Below are 18,732 nucleotides of genomic sequence, written 5' to 3' on the forward strand. Positions count from 1 at the left end.
TTAGAAAACGCTAAAATTCGTTTTGCAATCATCCACTAAACGCTGATTTGAATGCCAGACAGGCACTTTTATCCGGCCTGCAGTTGTCATCTGCAGCGGCTTTCGCTCCGTCACTGTCAAAAAAGCTGACAGCTTGGTGACTACCTCAGGAATCCCAGCCATGAAAAAAGCGCTGAAATTCAGCGCTTTTCGTCAATCATCCGGGTTTTCACCGGCCAAATGCGTCAGAAATAGTGTTTAATTTTCTGACAGCCGGTCTGTTTTCGCGGCACAGATGAAGTCATTTTTATGCAGCCCTTTGATGGAGTGGCTCCACCAGTTGACCGTCACTTTCCCCCATTCCAGCGTGATGGTTGGATGGTGAAACTCTTCTTCAGCCATTTCAGCCACTTTATCCGCGAAGGCCCAGGCTTGTTTGAAGTTCTTAAATTTGTAGGCTCTTTCTAACTGTTTAATGCCGTTCACATCTAAAACTTGCCACGCTGGGATGGCTTGGGTGAGTTCCGTCATTTCACTTTCCGTGACCATCGGGGCATCAATTTGACAGGCTTCGCACTTCAGTTCAGTTAAATCAGACATATTCCCCAACTTGCTCCTTGTTTTTCGGTGGGTATAGCGGTGCATGCAGGCCCATAGACTGTGCCTGATGCACCAGACTCATGATGTCCTGATGAGCCAGCTCATAAAGTTGCTGGATATCATCAATCTCAAAATAGATAGGCTGCATGATGTCGATACGATACGGGGTTCGCAACACATCAATCGGCTCAAATGGCTTGTAAACCGGTTTCTCGCTGGTCATGGCATATTCCGTTTCACCCGGTGAAGACAGAATGCCCCCGCCATAGATGCGGCGCTGACCGCCCTGACGCATCAGCCCGAATTCGACGGTAAACCAGTATAAACGCGCTAAATACACCCGTTCTTCTTTGGATGCATCCATCCCCAGACGGCCATAAGTGTTCGTAAACTCTGCAAACGCAGGATTGGTCAGCATGGCACAGTGGCCAAACACTTCATGGAAAAAATCCGGCTCCTGCAGATAATCAAACTCTTCCCGGCTGCGCAAAAAGGTGGCCACAGGAAACTCTTTGTTCGATAACAGTTTGAAAAAACGGTCAAAGTTAATCAATGCCGGAACTTCGACACAACGCCAACCCGTTGTTTTTTTCAGTACCGTGTTGATTTCAGAAAGCTGAGGCACACGATCGATGGGCAGATTCAGCAGCTCCAGACCATGAAGGTATTCATCACAGGCTTTGCCCTGAATACAACGCAGCTGTCTGGTCACCAGATCATGCCAGATCTGATGCTCTTCCTCTGTCCAGTGAATCAAGCCGTTTTCATCCGGCTCTTTCGATACGTACTTTGTCGCTTTACCCATAAAACAACCTTCTCTTTTTTGCTGCCTGACCTTGGCAATTGTCCGTCCAATCGTAACCTCAACCATTCAATCCAAAGTGAACGGTGAAATTACCCTAGAAAAACCTGAGTGTGTTCCCTGCTTGATTTAAGGGTAGGCGTTTTGGGGATCGCAATGGAACCATCCGGGACGAATCGTAAAAACGCTTCACTGTAACAATAATTTTACAACACCCCAGCAAATCCGCAGCCACACTGCCCGGAAGAAAGACCATTCCTGGCTTCAACTTAGAGCATCAATAAGAACATACAGTTATGTAAAAAAATCAACACACCTATCAAAAGTGAATATGACGGCAGGGGTTGCTTGTTCATTCGGACTCAACCAGAGTTAAAGCATCAAGTTAATACGATGTTAAACCAGCACCCCCGGGCTTTCGCAGCCGCCTTCAAAACAGGGTTGTTCCCCGGGCCTGGCCAACAAGGATAAGCACCGTCTGATCCAGATTTACTTCAGGCGGTGATCGTCAATGAGGACCGAAAGATGCGTCAATGGTTTCAGTTTCCAATCATCGAAGGCAAAGCTTCCCGTCAGGCTCACTGTGATTTGCCGGACGGTACGTATGAGCGTGAATGTGGCAAGGAAGGATTCTTTGGTCCGGCCAGCCACATGTATCATGCCAACCCGCCCACTGGCTGGGTCGAATGGGAAGGGCCGCTGCGTCCGCGGGCCATTGACACCACCCGTCTGGAACAACAGGGACACTCCCCCTGGGATGCCTCTCTGGTCTTGTTCAACAATCAACTGAAAATGCGGGTCTGGAACACGAACGAGTCGATGGACCATCTGGTCCGCAACGGGGATGGCGACGAAGTGCTGTTTGTCCATGAAGGCAGCGGCCACCTGTACTGCGACTACGGACATTTACCCTTCCGTGACGGTGACTACATTACAATTCCCCGCGCCACCAGCTGGCGGATTGAAGTGGATGACCCCGTCTCCCTGCTACTGATTGAAGCCACAAACAGTGGTTATCAGATGCCGGATCGCGGCATCGTCGGACAGCATGCCGTTTATGACCCGGCGGTCCTGGAATACGCCAAGATTGATGATGCGTTCCTGGCCCAGCAAAACAACGATCAGCGCTGGCAGGTCAAACTGAAAGCCCGCGATCAGATGAACACCATCACCTACCCTTACAACCCGCTTGATGCTCAGGGCTGGAAAGGGAATCTGACGGTCTTCAAGCTGAACTGGCGCGATATTCGCCCGCTGATGAGTCACCGATACCATCTGCCGCCTTCAGCACATACGACTTTCGTTGCGAATGGCTTTGTCATCTGCACCTTCGTCCCCCGTCCGATTGAGTCTGATCCGGGCGCACTCAAAGTGCCGTTCTATCACAACAACGACGACTATGATGAAGTGCTTTTCTATCATCGCGGGAACTTCTTCAGCCGGGACAACATTGAAGCCGGGATGATCACCCATCACCCTTGTGGTTTCTCGCATGGCCCGCACCCGAAAGCACTCGCTGCCAGCCAGGCACAACCGAAAAAAGAAACCGATGAAGTAGCCGTGATGATCGACACCCGCTATCCGCTGGAAGTCGCAGAACTGCCGGAAGGCGTTGAAAATAAAGATTATGTGTATTCCTGGATCAATCGGAAATGATCCTCAGGTCAAAAAATAAGCATTAGATTTACATTGTAAAGTGAAGGAGTAAAACGTGAAATTAGCCTCTTTGAACCATGGCCGTGACGGACAACTGATTATCGTTTCACGTGATCTCACCCAAGCCGTACATGCACATGACATCGCCCCGACGCTGCAGTTTGCTTTAGATAACTGGGATCAGGTCGAGACCGATTTGCAACACCTTTACCGTAACCTGAACGATGGCATTGCCAACGATGTCTTCCCGTTCAACCCAGCATTATGCGCCTCACCATTGCCCCGCGCTTACCAGTGGGCTGATGGCAGTGCCTACGTCAATCATGTCGAGCTGGTGCGCAAAGCCCGGGGAGCTGAAATGCCAGAAAGTTTCTGGACGGATCCCCTGATGTATCAGGGCATGTCTGACGGCTTTCTGGGACCACGCCAGCCCATTGAAATGGCTGACGAAAGCTGGGGGATCGATTTTGAAGGCGAAATCGCGGTCATTACCAACGATGTCCCGATGGGAACGCGCACCGAAGAAGTTCACGGGCACATTAAGCTGCTAATGCTGGTGAATGATGTTTCTCTGCGTAACCTGATTCCTGCTGAACTGAGCAAAGGCTTTGGCTTTTTCCAGTCCAAACCGGCCTCTGCGTTTTCACCGGTTGCAGTCACGCCGGATGAGCTGGGCAGCAGCTGGCACGATTACAAGGTTCACCATCGTCTGACGGTTCACCTCAACAAGGAACTCTTTGGCGAACCGAATGCCGGTGTCGATATGACCTTCAACTTTGCCGAGCTGGTGCAGCATGTGGCCAAGTCCCGGCATGTCAGTGCAGGCACCATCATTGGCTCCGGCACCGTCTCCAATATTGACCGCTCGAGTGGCTCCTGCTGTCTGGCAGAGCGCCGCATGCTGGAAATCATCGATCAGGGTCAGGCCGTGACGCCGTTTATGAAGTTTGGAGATACCGTCAAAATTGAAATGTTCGATGATCAGGGTGATTCCATTTTCGGCGCGATTGAGCAAACCGTGGTGAAGTATGAACATCAGTACGATTCGGCAGATCTGAATCACCACAAACCAGACTAAACAGGAGGCTGGATGACGCTTTACGATTATTTTCGCTCATCCGCCGCCTATCGGGTGCGCATCGCACTCAACCTGAAAGGGTTGCGGTACGATAGCCACCCGGTTTCTCTGGTGGATAAAGCACAACAATCTCCGGCCTATCAGGCCATTAATCCCGCTCAGCTTGTTCCGACACTGGAAACCGAGCAGGGATATCTGAGTCAGTCGCTCGCAATCATTGAATATCTGGATGAATGCTATCCCGAAACCGCATTGCTGCCTTCTGACCCCTGGCAAAAAGCGCAATGTCGTGCGCTGGCGCTGACCGTGGCCTGTGACATCCATCCGGTGAATAATCTGCGGGTTCTGAATTATCTGACCGGTGAACTGGGCGTAAGTCAGGAAGACAAGCTGATTTGGTATCACCATTGGCTGAAAGCCGGTCTGGCCGCACTGGAAACTCAACTGACTGCTCGCCATCAGCAACACAGCACCACGTTCTGCTGTGGCGATACCCCCATGCTGGCTGATCTCTGTCTGGTGCCACAACTCTATAACGCCCGTCGTTTTGAACTTGACTTGTCTCCATATCCAGCGTTAACTCGCATTGAGCAAGCTTGTCAACAACTCAAAGCTTTCAAAAACGCACATCCTGAAAATCAAACCACTTAAGACAAACAAAAGAAGCATAAAAATTACATAGGACGCCAGCCATCATAAGAAGGACGATAACGATGAGCATGCATGATCAGCATCTGGAAGACGATCAAGCGCCAATCTTATGGCAACCCACAAAAGACAAGATTCATGACAGCCTGATTTACCAGTTTATGGTGGCCTTAAGCGAGCAGGAAGACACGCTGTTTCATGATTATCAGCAGCTCCATCACTGGTCTGTGCGTCACAGCGATCATTTCTGGGACAGGCTTTGGGATTTCTGTGGCGTGATCGGCGAAAAAGGTGCGCGTATCACCGATTGCCCGCCCAACAGTAAAGAACCGGCAAAGGATACCCGCTGGTTTCCGGATGCCCGGCTGAACTTTGCAGAAAACCTGCTGGCTTATGGTCGGCAACACCCGGACAATGATGCCATTGTGTTCCACTGTGAAGGGAACCCAGCGCGACGTCAGAAACTGAGCTGGCGCGAACTGGAGCAACAAGTCTCTTCGCTCAGTCAGTTCCTGCGTGAGCAAGGCATCAGCGCTGGCGATGTCGTTGCGGGCTATCTGCCGAATTTGCCACAGACAATCATTGCCATGCTGGCCACCAGTGCCGTTGGAGCGATCTGGACCTCAACCTCACCGGATTTCGGCGTCGACAGTGTGGTCGAGCGTTTTGGACAAACTTGTCCGAAGATTCTGTTTGCCGCCGATGGCTATTTTTACAACGGAAAAAGCCACAGCTGCCTTGAAAAAGTCAATGCCATGCTGACGGAACTGCACAGTGTTGAAACCGTCGTGCTGATTCCATTTGCCGATCTGCCCGCCCCTGTGACACCGCCACTGGCAGACAAGTACCGGGGCTGGAACGACATACTGAATCAGTATCAGGCGGGTCCGATCGAGTTTGAACACGTCGAATTCAACCATCCGCTGTATATCCTTTACTCGTCTGGCACGACCGGAAAACCCAAATGTATCGTGCACAGTGTCGGTGGCATGCTGCTGAATCATCTGAAAGAGCATCTGCTGCACAGCAATGTGAACAAAGGGGATCGCCTGTTCTATTTCACCACCTGCGGCTGGATGATGTGGAACTGGATGGCCAGCGGACTGGCCGCGGGCGCAACGCTGATTCTTTACGAAGGGTCGCCTTTCTACCCCGATGGCAATGTGCTTTGGGATTTGGCCGATGCAGAAGACGTCACCTTATTCGGCACCTCAGCCAAATATCTGGAAGCGCTGGAGAAAAAAGGGTTTCATCCGAATCAGACACACACACTGTCCCGCCTCAGAACCTTATGTTCCACGGGTTCCGTTCTGGCACCAGAGCAGTTTGACTATGTGTATCAGTCCATCAAAGCTGATTTGCAACTGGCATCCATTTCCGGCGGAACAGACATTTGCGGTTGCTTTGCCATCGGGAATCCTATCAGTCCGGTCTATCGGGGTGAATGTCAGGGCCGGGCGCTGGGGATGGATGTTCAGGTGTTTGATGATCAGGGCCATCCGCTCACCGAAGCTCAGGGAGAACTGGTCTGTCGTAACAGCTTCCCGAACCAGCCCGTTGGCTTCTGGAATGACGAAGGCGATCAACGCTACCACAGTGCTTACTGGGACGTGTTCCCCAACACCTGGCATCACGGTGACTTTGTTCAGCTGACCCGGCATGGCGGATTGATCTTCTTTGGTCGTTCCGATGCTGTCTTAAATCCGGGCGGCGTTCGGATTGGCACGGCTGAAATCTATCGTCAGGTCAATCCGATGGATGAAATCATCGATTCGATTGTAATTGGTCAGAACTGGCAAAACGATGTGCGCGTCGTGCTCTTTGTCCAGCTTGCAGAGGGCCAGTCACTGGATGAGACGCTCCAGGCCCGGATACGGCAGCGCATTAAAGCGCATTGCTCACCACGTCATGTTCCGGCGGTAATTCTGGCCGTCACGGACATTCCGCGCACCAAATCCGGCAAACTGGTCGAGCTGGCGGTGCGGCATGTGGTGCACCAGCAGCCGGTGAAAAACGTCGGCGCGCTGGCCAACCCGGAGGCGCTGGAACAATACAAAGACAGACCCGAACTCCAGGCCTAAACAGCCTGAAGGGAATGTCTGATAATGAAAACGCCCTGATTTCGGGGCGTTTCAGTTATACCAATTAAAGTAAGTCAGTGATCAAAAATAGCGCAGGAAAAATGTTTGATAACAAGGCCAATTTTTTAGATCTGTAGTGATTCTACAATCAAAAAATCTAACGCAGTGATCGAACATTTGAACAAGCTAGGATGACCAGTGATTGACTGCGATTGGTATTACAGCAACAACGCATCATCAATCGGAATATACACACTGGCTTCGTTCACCAGCGAGGCTGCGGTCAGGTCGGGCACACCATACAGCTCCACCTGTTTGCCTTTATCGACTCGCAGTTTATTCAGCAACAGGTCAAAATCACCATCGCCGGAAACCAGTACGACGACATCGGCCTCAGCTGAATGTTCCAGCGCATCAATGGTGATGCCGACATCCCAGTCCCCTTTTGCTGAACCGTCTGAACGCTGAATAAATGGTTTCAGTTTGACCTCAAACCCGATGGCCCGCAGGATGTTCTGAAACTCCTGCTGCTTGCGATCGCCCCGATCGATGGCATAAGCAAACGCAGCCAACACTTCCCGATCTTTCGTCACACTGGCCCAAAACGCATTATAATCAAAGTTGCGCTGATACTGCTGCCTGGATGTGTAATATACGTTTTGCACATCGACGAAAATGGCTACTTTTTCCATTGAATCTATCCTGGTTATTGAAGCTTTGGGATTCACGAACTCTTGTCAGGCGATTCGCAAAGCGAGATAAAATAATGTGGCTCTTTGATTCTCAACAGCGACGTCAATGAATGATTCCAAGCTGCTGAAGCTGTACTTCATCTGCGGGACAGGTACTGCTTTGGAGATTGGCCCAGTGTTTTCTTGAAAAAGGTGATAAAAGCACTGACCGACTCGTAACCGAGATTTTCCGCCACCCGCTGGACCGGCACCTGCGAATTCAATTGTTGCAACGCGACAACAATATGTAATTGTCCGCGCCATTTTCCGAATGTCATGCCCACATGTTTCTCTACCAGCCGGGACAGGGTTCGCTCACTCATTGCGTAAGCTGCTGCCCACTGACCAATCGTTCTCCTGTCGGCTGGATCTGCAACCATCGCCTTGGCTATCTGGTGCAACTTCGGCTCTTCCGGAATCGCGAAATCAAAGCGTTCGATCGGCATTAATGACAATTGATACAACAACACCTCAGCCAGTTTATCGGTCTCACTCCCCGCCTGATATTGCTGTTCCAATGAAGCCAGATGAAGAATCATTTCTCTGAGCATCGGAGAAATGGACACTGTACACACATCATCCGGCATCGCAATGACTGAGGGCTGAATAAACAACATACAACCTTCGCCATTCACCGAAATCCGGTTACTGTGCGAAACATTTCCCGGAATCCACACCGCTGTCTGAGGGGGCACCATCCAAATTGCAGCCTGAATATGACTCGTTACATATCCGACCGTTGGCATCACTAACTGCCCTTTTTCATGCTGGTGGCAGGGCGATTCTCTGCTGGCGTCTTTGCCGACTTTCAGCGCCACTGCCCTTTGCGGGAAAATTGCGCTGTCGTATAAAGCCTCACTGACAGGTTCTAACATGACGGTTTTTAGCAATAAATTGTCAAATTCCCTCAATTAAACATGATCCCGACTGATTAAACTAGTTTTACTTTTTAACTGTTGTCTTGAAAAACACACCATGAAATATCATACCAGTCATATCCTGTTTCTGACTTCCCTCACCCTGACGGCCTTGATGCTGCGGTCACCCTTGACCAGTGTGTCGCCAATCCTGGAAGATATCAGCCAGGCTCTGTCCTTATCGTCACAGAGCGCTGGATTACTCACAACGATACCTTTACTCGCTTTTGCTTTTTTCTCTCCACTTGCTGCTCTCACTGCATCAAAGATAGGGGTCGAAAAGGGCATTTTTCTGGGACTGATTGCAGTGGCGCTGGGCATCGGCTTACGGGGCGCTGGCAATACCCCATTGCTTTTTGGCGGCACGGTTCTCATTGGTCTGGGGATTGCTTTCTGTAACGTGTTACTGCCCGCCTTTCTGAAACGCCGACATCCGGAATCCGCGGCAACCTATACGTCTTTCTATATTCTGATCATGGGGATTGGGGCGGCCGCATCGGCTGCCCTCGTGGTGCCTGTAACGACACTTGGCGGTGGGAGCAACTGGCCATTGGCACTCATGGCCTGCCTGCCAATCGCTGTACTGGCTAACCTGACCTGGCTGTCGCAACTGCGCCACACCACCCAAACAGCAGCAGATTCAAGCAACCAGACTGTCTGGCGTTCTGCTGCAGCCTGGAAGCTCACAGCCTATATGGCCATGAATTCGCTCATAAACTATGTTTTCGTCGCATGGTATGCGGTGATCGTGCAAAACATGGGTTACAGCGCAGAGGATTCAGGTCTGTATCACGGGATCGCCTTCCTATCCGCGATGATTCCCAGCCTGCTTTTGCTCCCCCTGCTCAGTCAACTGAAAACCCCGCTGTACCCTTGTCTCGCTGCCGTTTGTTTCACGCTGACAGGCATTGCACTTCTGCTGTTCAATCAGGAAGCAGCACTGCTCGCTGGTGTACTGATGGGGATGGGCACCAGTCTGGGATTCATCATGGGGATGTCTATGCTGAATTGGTGCTCAACAGATGCCAACCACGCCTCAGCGCTTTCCGGCATGGTTCAAGCGGTCAGCTACCTGGTCGCAGCAATCGGACCCGTTGTATTCGGCTATCTCCACGACCTGAGTGGCGACTGGCACTTCAGTCTGACAATCCTGCTGGCATGTTGTGTTGCCTGGGGAGGATGTACTGTTCTTATGTCACGTCAAAAAATGAGGACTGAATCCGAGCTTCCATCAATTCAGCAAGAGCATCATTAACCTTCTCGACGCAATGTTTGAGGGCACGAGATGACGTGCCCTCAATATCCTTTAGCCCTGTTCAGCCAACAAATACCGGGCATGAAAACGCAGGTGATCGTCAATGAAGCTGGCGATGAAGTAATAGCTGTGGTCGTAACCGGACTGCATGCGCAGTTCGAGCGGCGAATCATGCTGCTCGGCGGCGGCCTTTAGCAGTTCAGGTTTGAGCTGCTCATTCAGGAAGTTATCGGCGTCGCCCTGATCCACCAGCATAGGCAATGTGGCTTTGCCTTGCTTCAGCAATTCACAGGCATCGTACTGACGCCATGTTTCTTTTTCACTCCCCAGATAGGCCGCAAAGGCTTTTTGTCCCCACGGACACATCATCGGATGCGTAATCGGGCTGAACGCAGAAATGGAACGATACAATTCCGGGTGTTTCAGCCCAATCGTCAGGGCGCCATGTCCGCCCATACTGTGCCCGGCAATCGACTTCACATCAGACACCGGAAAATGGGATTCAATGAGGCCAGGCAGTTCATGCACCACGTAATCATACATCCGGTAATGCGTGTTCCAGGGCGGCTGGGTCGCGTTCAGATAAAAGCCTGCGCCCTGCCCCTGATCGTAACTGTCGTAATCTGCCACATCATCGCCGCGCGGGCTGGTGTCCGGCATGATCAGCGCGATCCCCAGCGACTCAGCCACACGAAAAGCACCGGCTTTTTGTGAGAAATTTTCGTCAGTACAGGTCAGACCCGACAACCAGTACACCGCTGGCACCGGATGCTCCGCTGTGGCCGCAGAAGGCAGGAAAACTGAGAAACGCATGGTACAGTTCAGCGATTCTGACGCATGGGTATATTGTTTCAGCCAGCCGCCAAACGTTTTGTTCTGGCTGACATGCTGCAGGTTTTGGGATTCAGAAGTCATCACATCATCCTTTGAAATCGAACCACACAGCCTGTGGCTGTATGGTTCATGCTTGATTGGGTTCAGTTTGGCTTTATTTGTCCATGTGGACAACACTGCGGATGCTCTTACCTTCATGCATCAGATCAAACGCCTCATTGATCTCATCCAGACCCATGGTATGCGTGATGAACTCCTGCAGGCCAAACTCACCGGCCAGATACTGTTCAACAATGCCCGGCAGCTGAGAGCGGCCTTTCACACCGCCAAAGGCAGAACCACGCCAGACCCGACCGGTCACCAACTGGAACGGACGCGTGGAGATCTCCTGCCCGGCACCGGCCACACCGATAATCACCGACTCACCCCAGCCCTTGTGGCAGCATTCCAGCGCCGAACGCATCACATTCACGTTGCCGATACACTCGAACGAGAAATCCACACCGCCGTCAGTCATTTCAACAATCACTTCCTGAATCGGCTTGTCGAAATGCTGCGGGTTAATGACATCGGTCGCACCCAGTTGCTGCGCCAGCGCGAACTTACTTTCATTGATATCAATCCCAATGATACGGCTGGCACCCGCCATACGCGCACCGATAATGGCCGATAAGCCAATGCCGCCCAGACCAAAAATCGCAACCGTATCACCGGATTTCACTTTCGCTGTATTGAGCACAGCGCCCATACCCGTCGTGACACCACAACCCAGCAGGCAAACTTCTTCCAGTGGTGCCGCTTTGTTCACTTTCGCCAGAGAAATCTCTGGCAGCACTGTGTATTCCGAGAACGTTGAGCAGCCCATATAGTGATAAATCGGCTCGCCATTGATTGAGAATCGCGTGGTGCCGTCCGGCATCAGACCTTTGCCCTGGGTTTCACGCACGGCCTGACACAGGTTGGTTTTGCCCGAGGTACAGAATTTACACTCACCACACTCCGCGGTGTAAAGCGGGATCACATGATCGCCCACTTCGACGCTGGTCACGCCTTCACCCACCATTTCAACAATACCGCCGCCTTCGTGGCCCAGAATTGCCGGGAATATTCCTTCCGGATCATCGCCTGATAACGTAAAAGCATCCGTGTGACAAACACCCGTCGCCACAATACGCACCAGCACTTCACCGGCTTTCGGCAGCTGAACGTCGACTTCTTCCATTTTCAGCGGTTCACCCGCCGCCCAGGCGACAGCCGCTTTTGATTTGATCGAGGTTTGACCGGGTTTCAGTTCCAGCGTCATGAAATCTTCCTTATTGTTGAATGAGATACACAGCTTTCATTCAGTATATCTCTGAATATCCCAGAAATAATTACCGATTCCGGCAAATCATTTTTACGGCTGTGTAATAATCAATGCTTCAGAATCAAACACGGAACACACCATGGCAAACTGGGAAGGCGTCAGTGAATTCGTCGCTGTGGCAGAATCAAGCAGTTTCACACTGGCCGCCAAAAAACTGTCCACCTCGGTGGCTCAGGTCAGCCGCCGCGTCGCAGCGCTGGAAGACAGGCTCGCCGTCAAACTGCTCAACCGCACCACACGGAAAGTCACGCTGACGGAAGCCGGCATGCTGTATTTTCAGCAATGCAAACATCTGGTGGACGGACTGGAACAGGCGGAACTCGCCGTCACGCAGATGCAGACCACCCCAAAAGGATTGGTGCGCGTGACCGCCCCCGTGACCTACGGCGAGATGCACCTGGCGCCCCTGATCAATCAGTTTTTAGAACAATACCCGCAGGTCGACGTCGAGTTAGTGCTCACCAACCAGAAACTCGATCTCATTGAGTCCGGTGTTGATCTGGCCATACGTTTAGGTCGGCTGGAAGATTCCACCCTGCTGGCCCGCAGGCTGTCGACCCGGCAATCTTATGTCTGTGCCAGCCGGGATTATCTCGACAGGCACGGCGAACCCCATACCCTGTCAGAGCTGAGTAAACATCAGTGTTTAGTTGGCTCAGTAGATGTCTGGCGGTTCAAAGACCAACAGCAAAGCCGATCCATTCGCATCTCTGGCCGGCTCAAATGCAACAGTGGTTTTGCCCTGCGTGATGCCGCAAAACGGGGTTTGGGCTTAATTCAGTTGCCCGATTATTACATTCAGCAAGATCTGGAATCCGGCGAGCTGATTGAAGTGCTGGCCCAGTACCGCGACGACAAAGAAGGCATCTGGGCGTTATTTCCATCCAGTGTCCGGCTGTCTCCGAAAGTAAGGCTGTTGGTGGAATTCTTGGTGGATAGCTTGGCGGCGGGTTTAAGCGATAATAGCCTTCCACAACGCTAAAGCTGGGTGACGCGGCGTCTGACAACTGCATCATTGAACTGCATCAGTCAGATTGGGAATGTCTGGCAACTTGTCATGAAAAGCGCCCTGAGCCGCCATAAAACCAAAAGTATAAGGGGCAACATTCAGGCCTTCCCGTGCTCTGACATCCTGACTTTCACGCAGCAAGTTGAACATCCAGTCATCTAACTTGTGCATGACTTCCAAAAACTCCTCATGCGTCAGCTCTGCTTTTAACGTCATCAGAAAGGCCTGATTATCTTCAGCAGAAAGATCAATCACCCGCCCCTGAAGACGGTTCAGCACTGTTCGGGTGAAATAAATGGGGAACCGGGCCCCTTTTTCAAAAGACGTGTGGCTCGGGACCAATAACTGACAGGTTCGATTCGCTTTGATCTCAATCAGCTGAATAGATTCAAGTTTTCTCAGATACAAATGGATTGAGGGCTCGTTCAGGCCATAGCGGTCAGCAATCTCACTCACTGTCCGGTGTTCTGTTAACTCAGACCAGAAGGTAAAAAGCGGCGGACAGTCAAAAAAGGCCTGATCCTGCGCTGGCGTGAAAACAGGAATGGTGTAGATATTTTTTTCTGCTTCTTCAAGCAGCTTCGACAATGGGAAGTTCAGCAAACAACTGATACGAATCAGCCGCTGCATCGACAGGGGCTGCGCGTGATTCAGCAGTCGCTTCACACTCACTTCAGAAATTTCCAATGCATCTGCCAAGTGCTGATAGGATATTTTCCTTTTCCTGAGCTCCTTTTTCAGCAGGGTACACACTTCTTGCGACAACCTGTCATCCATTTCGCGTTCTCCGAATCACATCCCGACACCCAAAGAATCATAATACGATCCTTAAGGATAATAAATTGAAAAAGTGAATCATTATGAGATTCTTTTGTGACCTTCAGCATCACAGAGAGCATCACCATGAGCCAAAAAGGACTGACATGCCGATTCGGGATTCAACAATGCCTCCACTGGACGATTGTGGGCATCATGATTCCGGTCCTGATACTGATTTTCCAGTCGAGAGGACTCAGCCTGATGGACATCGGGATTGTCATGGCGGTCTGGATCGGCAGCACCGCCCTGCTTGAAATCCCTCTGGGCGGCGTCGCAGATACCTACGGGCGCAGGAAGACTTACCTTATCTCGCTGCTGGTCAACATTCTGGGTTGTATCGTGCTGTACTTTGCAGACGGCCTGCCTCTCATACTGATTGCAGCCATGCTGCTGGGAACGGCAAAAGCCGTCTATTCCGGCACGCTTGACGCTTGGTTTTACGACAGCTTCCGTCGCCAACCCGGCCAGCAGTCTTTTCATTCCGCCATTGCAACTATCAATGTGTTCGTCACGCTCGGGCTGGCGGCTGGCTCCCTGATCGGTGGCTGGCTGCCCGACTTCAGCACCCGCTCATTACTGCCATCATCAACCCTCTCCGGGTTAAACATGTATGATCTGAATATCGCGCTGGTTGCCATCGCCAGTCTGGTTCTGATATTGATTACACGGGGATTGATTCATGAAGTAAGACAACCTGCACTATCACCTGAACATCAGTATCCTGCCAATGCTTTCAAGACAAGTTTGCAAGCCATCAAAACCGCTTTCCGCCATGCGATACTAAGCCGGCTGATGCAGACCACGTTGGTGTTTGGTATGGTCTTGAGCGGGATTGAAAACTACTGGCAGCCTTATCTGGCTGAACTCATCCATGGTACAGATTATGGAGTCACCTTTTTCGGAGTCCTCTCTGCCCTTTATTTTCTGATGTCTGCCGGTTCGTCAATTTTGTCCGTCCGATTACTCAAAATTCTGAAAGGATCCCACAAAACCCTGATGTTCTCGACCCGCGTCACCGCGGGCATCGCGTTCATTGCCCTGGCCAATACCTCGCAGCCCATCAGCTTCGCCCTGTGTTACCTGCTGTTCTTCTTCCTGTTCACTGCTGGCAATAATTCCGAACGTGTTTTGCTTCATGAACATACGGAAACGCGTGTCCGATCGACCATGTTGTCCATCAGCGCTTTTATGATCACTTGTGGCGGCGTGTTTGCATCGCTTTTATTCGGTTTGATTTCAGAGCATTACGGCATTTCTGTCAGTTGGACCCTTGGTGGCCTGCTGCTTGTCGCATCTTCTGTGCTGTTGCTCTTGATGCCGGAGAGACTGGCGGCTGAAGCGACATGAGGCCTGCACCCTTCCGTCAGTGCGATTGAGGCACAAGCGTGCTAAGGTTTCTCCATTCCAGATTGCAGTGGTACTCAAAATGAACATCGGAGAACTGTCCCGAAAGACAGGATTGGCAACATCACGCATTCGCTTCTATGAAAAGATCGGCCTGCTGAAAACGGTCAGACGAAAAGCAAACGGCTATCGCAGTTATCCGCCGGAAGCCGTGATGGTTTTAGACATGATCACCACCGGGCAGCAGGCCGGATTCACGCTTGATGAGCTGCGATTACTTTTGCCTGCAGATTTGTCGCAGTGGGATCATCACCACTTGCTCACCACGCTAAAACAAAAAGTCAGAGACTTAGAAGACATTGAGCGCAAGATTGCCGAAAATAAAGCCCGATTGCTGGCTGTGTTGCAAGAAATCGAAGCCAAACCCGACGACATGGATTGCGCCACCAATGCCGAACGGGTGATGACTCAGTTTGGCTGGCACCTGTTACCACACCGTGAAACCGGTCAGGATGATTCCTGATTTCACCCTCCGTGCTTCCTGAGCAACTGAACCACCTGTCTGGCGGTTGCTTTGGCCGATTGCGGATTCTGACCGGTGACAAGCTGACCATCGGTGACGACATACGGCAGAAATGGCAGCAGGGCTTTCTGGTAACGTGCCCCCCGCTGTCGCATCTCCTGTTCGGCGTTGTAAGGCATCTTCTTTGCAACCCCGGCCAGTATTTCTTCGGTCCAGGAAAACCCGGTCACCTTGCGGTCGCTGACCAGCAATTCACCCGATGACAGGCGAGTATTCAGCAATCCGCAATACCCGTGGCAGACTGCACCGACAATGCCACCCTGCTCGACAATCGAACGGGTCAGCATTTGCAAACCTTCACTGTCCGGGAAGTCCCACATCACGGCATGCCCACCGGTAAAATAGATTGCATCAAACGCGCTGGGATCGACGGCCTCGGGGCGCAATGTATTGTTCAGCAACGCCATGCGTTGCGGATCGGCCTGCCATGCTTTTGCACTCCCATCCAGATTGGGCCATTTCAGGGAGCGGGGTTCTAACGGACACGGTCCGCCCTGCGGGCTGACAATGACCTGCTGGTATCCCTGCCGTTCAAACTCATCATAGGCATGGGACAGTTCCGACAGCCATAGTCCCGTGGGTGTGGTGGTATCTGCATAGTGATCAACATTACTGACAACAAGCAGGATCTTTGGAGTCATCTGCGCTTTCCTTTCTAACATGAGTAGAACGATGCCTTCAGGCATCTTTTTTATTGCTGACCGAATCAGCCTATGTTTAAACCTTACTTGAAGGTCAAATGGAATCGCATCAGCATTGCCGGTTGACTTTAAACTTAACTTCAAGCTTATGATGCGGCTTCACCAAGACAACAGTGAATGTGGAGAAGTAGACGATGCAAACCATCCTGGGTGCAAACGGACAAATTGGACGCGAACTGGCAGTAAGCCTGAACCGTGATTTTACAAAAGACATTCGTTTGGTCAGCCGCCGTCCGCAGAAGGTGAATGAGACCGACACCTTGTTTCAGGCCGATCTGCTGGACCCGGAGCAAACCCGGCGTGCCGTCCAAGGGTCTGAGATTGTTTACCTGACAGCAGGTTTACCGATGGATACGCAGCTCTGGATCGCGCAGTGGCCAGTCATCATGCGCAATGTCATTGCCGCCTGCGAGATTCACGGCGCAAAACTGGTGTACTTCGATAACACCTATAAGTACCCGCAAACCAGTGAACCACAACGTGAAGATGCGCCATTTGTACCGAATGGTGGAAAAGGTCAGGTTCGCGCTCAAATCACAACCCTGCTGCTCGAAGCCATGGCGAAAGGAACCATTGACGCGGTGATTAGCCGGGCACCGGAATTTTACGGGCCGGGCAAAACCCAGAGCATCACGAATTCGACCATTCTCGACAAACTTCTGGCTGGAGAAACCGCCCGCGTTTTTCTTCGTGACGATGTCAAACGCAGCCTGATTTACACCCCGGATGCCAGCCGGGCGATGGCCCTGATCGGCAATACACCGGATGCCTACGGCCAGACCTGGCACTTACCCTGTGATGATAACCGGCTGACCTACCGTGAGTTGATCACGCTTGCCGCGGCCATTTTCGGGACTCAGCCCAACTACCGCATTCTGAAACGCTGGCAGTTATGGCTGGCGGGTCGATTCAGTCTAAAGGTTCGCGATGCCGCCGAACTGCTGCCGCGTTATGAGTCAGACAATATTTTTGTCTCGGACAAATTTAAAGCGCGTTTTCCTGACTTCAAAATCACCGCTTTTGAAGAAGGATTAGAGACCATTTGGCAGGAAAGAGAACAGGCGAAGGCGAAATAACCAGAGTGCGTCGTGGATTCATCGAACAGGGAAATTCAAGACGAATCTACGACAGCACTCGACCCGCCAAAATAGCGGGTTGAGTGCTTTCAGCATGCGTCCGTTTACTTCCCGAGCAATGATTCCAGCGGCTCAGGCGCATAAAGCGCACCCTGAAAATCCGGCACATATTCATATTTCAGCATGGCACCGATATCCAGCGACCTGATGAAAGCTGACAGGCTGCCATTCCCCAGCGTCAGGCGAACCGCTTGATCATCAGTCGTACTGGCATATTGCATCTGCCGCGACACGGCATAACCGTAAGTCAGTTCACCCCGCTGGTTCATGTTTGTGAAACTGTTCTTCACCAGCGCGCCATCCTGAGATAAATCTGTAAGCTTATCGGCTTGAAAGACCAGATCCGGTTGGCCGGTGTGTTGATCACTGATGGTGTAAGTGACTGAGGTGTCATCTTGATGATAGTCGATCGACGTCAGCCACTTCGGCAGGTTATACCCCACCACACCCCGGACTCTTGCCAGTTCTGTATTGACCGGCAACTTGAGGACGTATCCCCAGTAATCGTCCGACATGGACTGCCCAATCAGAGTGAATGGGCCCCAATTTGATGAACCGGGTTTGTTCGTGACGATCGACAACGCAATTTCATTGTAAGCATCATTGTCGCAATAGTGATAAGCATAAGCTGTCAGCACCACCAAACCACGACCCGGCCAAATCTGAATCGGTTGGACCTGCGCCAGCACCTCCGCCGGAATCTGTGCCTTTAATCGCTCGAGATCTGCCGTAAAAACCGCCGTAATGCGCTCATTCTGGTAATAAAAGTTGGGCGAGTAAGATGCAAACCCCATCTCCACTTTGTTTTTCTTCAGGGTTTGAAACCAGCTCAGATCCGTATCCGGCGATTCCTGCGCAATCACGGACAACGGCGGATTGGATCGAAAGCGGTCATACAGCCCGCCGGCCTGAACGGGCACCGGATAACCGGCAATATTGATTTCCGTTGTGTCGGTTGGTACGACCGATTGCGCCAGCACAGGAAGGCTTGCAGCCAGCCAAAAGGCAGACCCGACGATAGAATGCATGTTCATTGAAGTTCCTCAAATAATCTTTCGATGATGATTCGCATCGGACAGCGCTACTGCAGATCCAGCAGCAGCGTCAGTCCGATGTTGGAACTCTAAGGTTGAATCAAGGTTTAAGGTCAAGGGAGGTGTGGATGATTGTCGGTTTTCGGTGGTCTTTCGCGC

The 18,732-nt window shown here is 51.6% G+C and carries 18 protein-coding genes; 9 read left to right on the plus strand and 9 right to left on the minus strand.

All coding sequences use genetic code 11. From position 1 onward, the window contains the following. Positions 1–237: 237 nt before the first annotated feature. Together Q4579_RS07650 and phhA are read right to left on the minus strand one after the other, a co-directional pair. The gene (locus Q4579_RS07650) at positions 238–579 is read right to left on the minus strand and encodes a 4a-hydroxytetrahydrobiopterin dehydratase (RefSeq protein WP_211650731.1); all 342 of its coding nucleotides are present in this window, start codon (positions 577–579) and stop codon (positions 238–240) included. Then, positions 572–1,450 carry a phenylalanine 4-monooxygenase gene (gene phhA / locus Q4579_RS07655; RefSeq protein ID WP_303562976.1) on the minus strand — a complete coding sequence of 293 codons (879 nt, stop codon included), beginning with the start codon at positions 1,448–1,450 and terminating at the stop codon, positions 572–574. Before phhA ends, Q4579_RS07650 begins: the two co-directional genes overlap by 8 nt. A gap of 456 nt (positions 1,451–1,906) precedes the next feature. Between phhA and Q4579_RS07660 the strand changes: the two genes are divergently transcribed. From Q4579_RS07660 to Q4579_RS07675, 4 genes are all read left to right on the plus strand, one after another. Then, complete coding sequence (locus Q4579_RS07660) at positions 1,907–3,037, plus strand: homogentisate 1,2-dioxygenase (protein ID WP_303562978.1); 1,131 nt, start codon at positions 1,907–1,909, stop codon at positions 3,035–3,037. Positions 3,038–3,092: 55 nt separating this feature from the next. Then, positions 3,093–4,115, plus strand: coding sequence for a fumarylacetoacetate hydrolase family protein (locus Q4579_RS07665; protein WP_303562980.1), 1,023 nt, complete (start codon positions 3,093–3,095; stop codon positions 4,113–4,115). Between the two features lie 12 nt (positions 4,116–4,127). Next, positions 4,128–4,766 carry a maleylacetoacetate isomerase gene (maiA, locus tag Q4579_RS07670; RefSeq protein ID WP_303562982.1) on the plus strand — a complete coding sequence of 213 codons (639 nt, stop codon included), beginning with the start codon at positions 4,128–4,130 and terminating at the stop codon, positions 4,764–4,766. 62 nt (positions 4,767–4,828) lie between these two features. Continuing rightward, positions 4,829–6,844: an acetoacetate--CoA ligase gene (locus Q4579_RS07675; protein WP_303562984.1), complete on the plus strand. Its 2,016-nt coding sequence runs from the start codon at positions 4,829–4,831 to the stop codon at positions 6,842–6,844. Between the two features lie 218 nt (positions 6,845–7,062). Here the strand turns inward: Q4579_RS07675 and Q4579_RS07680 are convergent, their stop codons facing one another. Continuing rightward, positions 7,063–7,536 carry an NYN domain-containing protein gene (locus Q4579_RS07680; protein ID WP_303562986.1) on the minus strand — a complete coding sequence of 158 codons (474 nt, stop codon included), beginning with the start codon at positions 7,534–7,536 and terminating at the stop codon, positions 7,063–7,065. A gap of 137 nt (positions 7,537–7,673) precedes the next feature. Further along, positions 7,674–8,450: a helix-turn-helix domain-containing protein gene (locus Q4579_RS07685; RefSeq protein ID WP_303562988.1), complete on the minus strand. Its 777-nt coding sequence runs from the start codon at positions 8,448–8,450 to the stop codon at positions 7,674–7,676. Positions 8,451–8,550: 100 nt separating this feature from the next. Here Q4579_RS07685 and Q4579_RS07690 point away from each other — a divergent pair, with 100 nt between their 5' ends. After that, a complete protein-coding gene (locus Q4579_RS07690; RefSeq protein ID WP_303562989.1) occupies positions 8,551–9,747 on the plus strand; it encodes an MFS transporter in 1,197 nt (398 codons plus the stop codon). A gap of 51 nt (positions 9,748–9,798) precedes the next feature. Here Q4579_RS07690 and fghA read toward each other — a convergent pair whose 3' ends face one another. Both fghA and Q4579_RS07700 read right to left on the minus strand, forming a co-directional pair. Continuing rightward, the gene (gene fghA / locus Q4579_RS07695) at positions 9,799–10,662 is read right to left on the minus strand and encodes an S-formylglutathione hydrolase (RefSeq protein ID WP_303562990.1); all 864 of its coding nucleotides are present in this window, start codon (positions 10,660–10,662) and stop codon (positions 9,799–9,801) included. A 73-nt stretch (positions 10,663–10,735) separates the two neighbouring features. Continuing rightward, the gene (locus Q4579_RS07700) at positions 10,736–11,884 is read right to left on the minus strand and encodes an S-(hydroxymethyl)glutathione dehydrogenase/class III alcohol dehydrogenase (protein ID WP_303562991.1); all 1,149 of its coding nucleotides are present in this window, start codon (positions 11,882–11,884) and stop codon (positions 10,736–10,738) included. Between the two features lie 142 nt (positions 11,885–12,026). On the opposite strand from Q4579_RS07700, the gene Q4579_RS07705 reads away from it, so the two are divergent. Beyond that, positions 12,027–12,929: a LysR family transcriptional regulator gene (locus Q4579_RS07705; RefSeq protein WP_303562993.1), complete on the plus strand. Its 903-nt coding sequence runs from the start codon at positions 12,027–12,029 to the stop codon at positions 12,927–12,929. Between the two features lie 30 nt (positions 12,930–12,959). Here Q4579_RS07705 and Q4579_RS07710 read toward each other — a convergent pair whose 3' ends face one another. After that, on the minus strand, positions 12,960–13,733 hold the full coding sequence (locus tag Q4579_RS07710) for a helix-turn-helix transcriptional regulator (RefSeq protein WP_303562995.1): 774 nt from the start codon (positions 13,731–13,733) through the stop codon (positions 12,960–12,962). A gap of 126 nt (positions 13,734–13,859) precedes the next feature. Between Q4579_RS07710 and Q4579_RS07715 the strand changes: the two genes are divergently transcribed. Both Q4579_RS07715 and Q4579_RS07720 read left to right on the plus strand, forming a co-directional pair. Continuing rightward, positions 13,860–15,122, plus strand: a complete 1,263-nt coding sequence (locus Q4579_RS07715) for an MFS transporter (RefSeq protein WP_303562997.1) — start codon at positions 13,860–13,862, stop codon at positions 15,120–15,122. A gap of 79 nt (positions 15,123–15,201) precedes the next feature. Further along, complete coding sequence (locus Q4579_RS07720; protein WP_303562998.1) at positions 15,202–15,642, plus strand: MerR family transcriptional regulator; 441 nt, start codon at positions 15,202–15,204, stop codon at positions 15,640–15,642. Between the two features lie 2 nt (positions 15,643–15,644). Here Q4579_RS07720 and Q4579_RS07725 read toward each other — a convergent pair whose 3' ends face one another. Beyond that, positions 15,645–16,343 carry a type 1 glutamine amidotransferase domain-containing protein gene (locus Q4579_RS07725; RefSeq protein ID WP_303563000.1) on the minus strand — a complete coding sequence of 233 codons (699 nt, stop codon included), beginning with the start codon at positions 16,341–16,343 and terminating at the stop codon, positions 15,645–15,647. Between the two features lie 194 nt (positions 16,344–16,537). On the opposite strand from Q4579_RS07725, the gene Q4579_RS07730 reads away from it, so the two are divergent. After that, positions 16,538–17,479 carry an NAD-dependent epimerase/dehydratase family protein gene (locus tag Q4579_RS07730; protein WP_303563001.1) on the plus strand — a complete coding sequence of 314 codons (942 nt, stop codon included), beginning with the start codon at positions 16,538–16,540 and terminating at the stop codon, positions 17,477–17,479. A gap of 104 nt (positions 17,480–17,583) precedes the next feature. Here Q4579_RS07730 and Q4579_RS07735 read toward each other — a convergent pair whose 3' ends face one another. Then, positions 17,584–18,573 (minus strand): hypothetical protein, encoded by a 990-nt coding sequence (locus Q4579_RS07735; protein WP_303563002.1) that lies wholly within the window; start codon positions 18,571–18,573, stop codon positions 17,584–17,586. Positions 18,574–18,732: the final 159 nt, after the last annotated feature.

The organism is Photobacterium sp. 1_MG-2023, from assembly GCF_030547945.1.
Lineage (GTDB): Bacteria > Pseudomonadota > Gammaproteobacteria > Enterobacterales > Vibrionaceae > Photobacterium.

Excerpts from the sequence above, each read along its gene's own strand:
- Q4579_RS07685 (WP_303562988.1), bottom strand. The coding sequence starts at position 8,450 with ATGTTAGAACCTGTCAGTGAGGCTTTATACGACAGCGCAATTTTCCCG.
- Q4579_RS07730 (WP_303563001.1), top strand. The coding sequence starts at position 16,538 with ATGCAAACCATCCTGGGTGCAAACGGACAAATTGGACGCGAACTGGCA.
- Q4579_RS07705 (WP_303562993.1), top strand. The coding sequence starts at position 12,027 with ATGGCAAACTGGGAAGGCGTCAGTGAATTCGTCGCTGTGGCAGAATCA.
- Q4579_RS07675 (WP_303562984.1), top strand. The coding sequence starts at position 4,829 with ATGAGCATGCATGATCAGCATCTGGAAGACGATCAAGCGCCAATCTTA.
- Q4579_RS07660 (WP_303562978.1), top strand. The coding sequence starts at position 1,907 with ATGCGTCAATGGTTTCAGTTTCCAATCATCGAAGGCAAAGCTTCCCGT.
- Q4579_RS07690 (WP_303562989.1), top strand. The coding sequence starts at position 8,551 with ATGAAATATCATACCAGTCATATCCTGTTTCTGACTTCCCTCACCCTG.
- Q4579_RS07710 (WP_303562995.1), bottom strand. The coding sequence starts at position 13,733 with ATGGATGACAGGTTGTCGCAAGAAGTGTGTACCCTGCTGAAAAAGGAG.
- maiA (WP_303562982.1), top strand. The coding sequence starts at position 4,128 with ATGACGCTTTACGATTATTTTCGCTCATCCGCCGCCTATCGGGTGCGC.
- Q4579_RS07735 (WP_303563002.1), bottom strand. The coding sequence starts at position 18,573 with ATGAACATGCATTCTATCGTCGGGTCTGCCTTTTGGCTGGCTGCAAGC.
- Q4579_RS07700 (WP_303562991.1), bottom strand. The coding sequence starts at position 11,884 with ATGACGCTGGAACTGAAACCCGGTCAAACCTCGATCAAATCAAAAGCG.
- Q4579_RS07650 (WP_211650731.1), bottom strand. The coding sequence starts at position 579 with ATGTCTGATTTAACTGAACTGAAGTGCGAAGCCTGTCAAATTGATGCC.
- Q4579_RS07725 (WP_303563000.1), bottom strand. The coding sequence starts at position 16,343 with ATGACTCCAAAGATCCTGCTTGTTGTCAGTAATGTTGATCACTATGCA.
- fghA (WP_303562990.1), bottom strand. The coding sequence starts at position 10,662 with ATGACTTCTGAATCCCAAAACCTGCAGCATGTCAGCCAGAACAAAACG.
- Q4579_RS07720 (WP_303562998.1), top strand. The coding sequence starts at position 15,202 with ATGAACATCGGAGAACTGTCCCGAAAGACAGGATTGGCAACATCACGC.
- Q4579_RS07715 (WP_303562997.1), top strand. The coding sequence starts at position 13,860 with ATGAGCCAAAAAGGACTGACATGCCGATTCGGGATTCAACAATGCCTC.
- Q4579_RS07680 (WP_303562986.1), bottom strand. The coding sequence starts at position 7,536 with ATGGAAAAAGTAGCCATTTTCGTCGATGTGCAAAACGTATATTACACA.
- phhA (WP_303562976.1), bottom strand. The coding sequence starts at position 1,450 with ATGGTTGAGGTTACGATTGGACGGACAATTGCCAAGGTCAGGCAGCAA.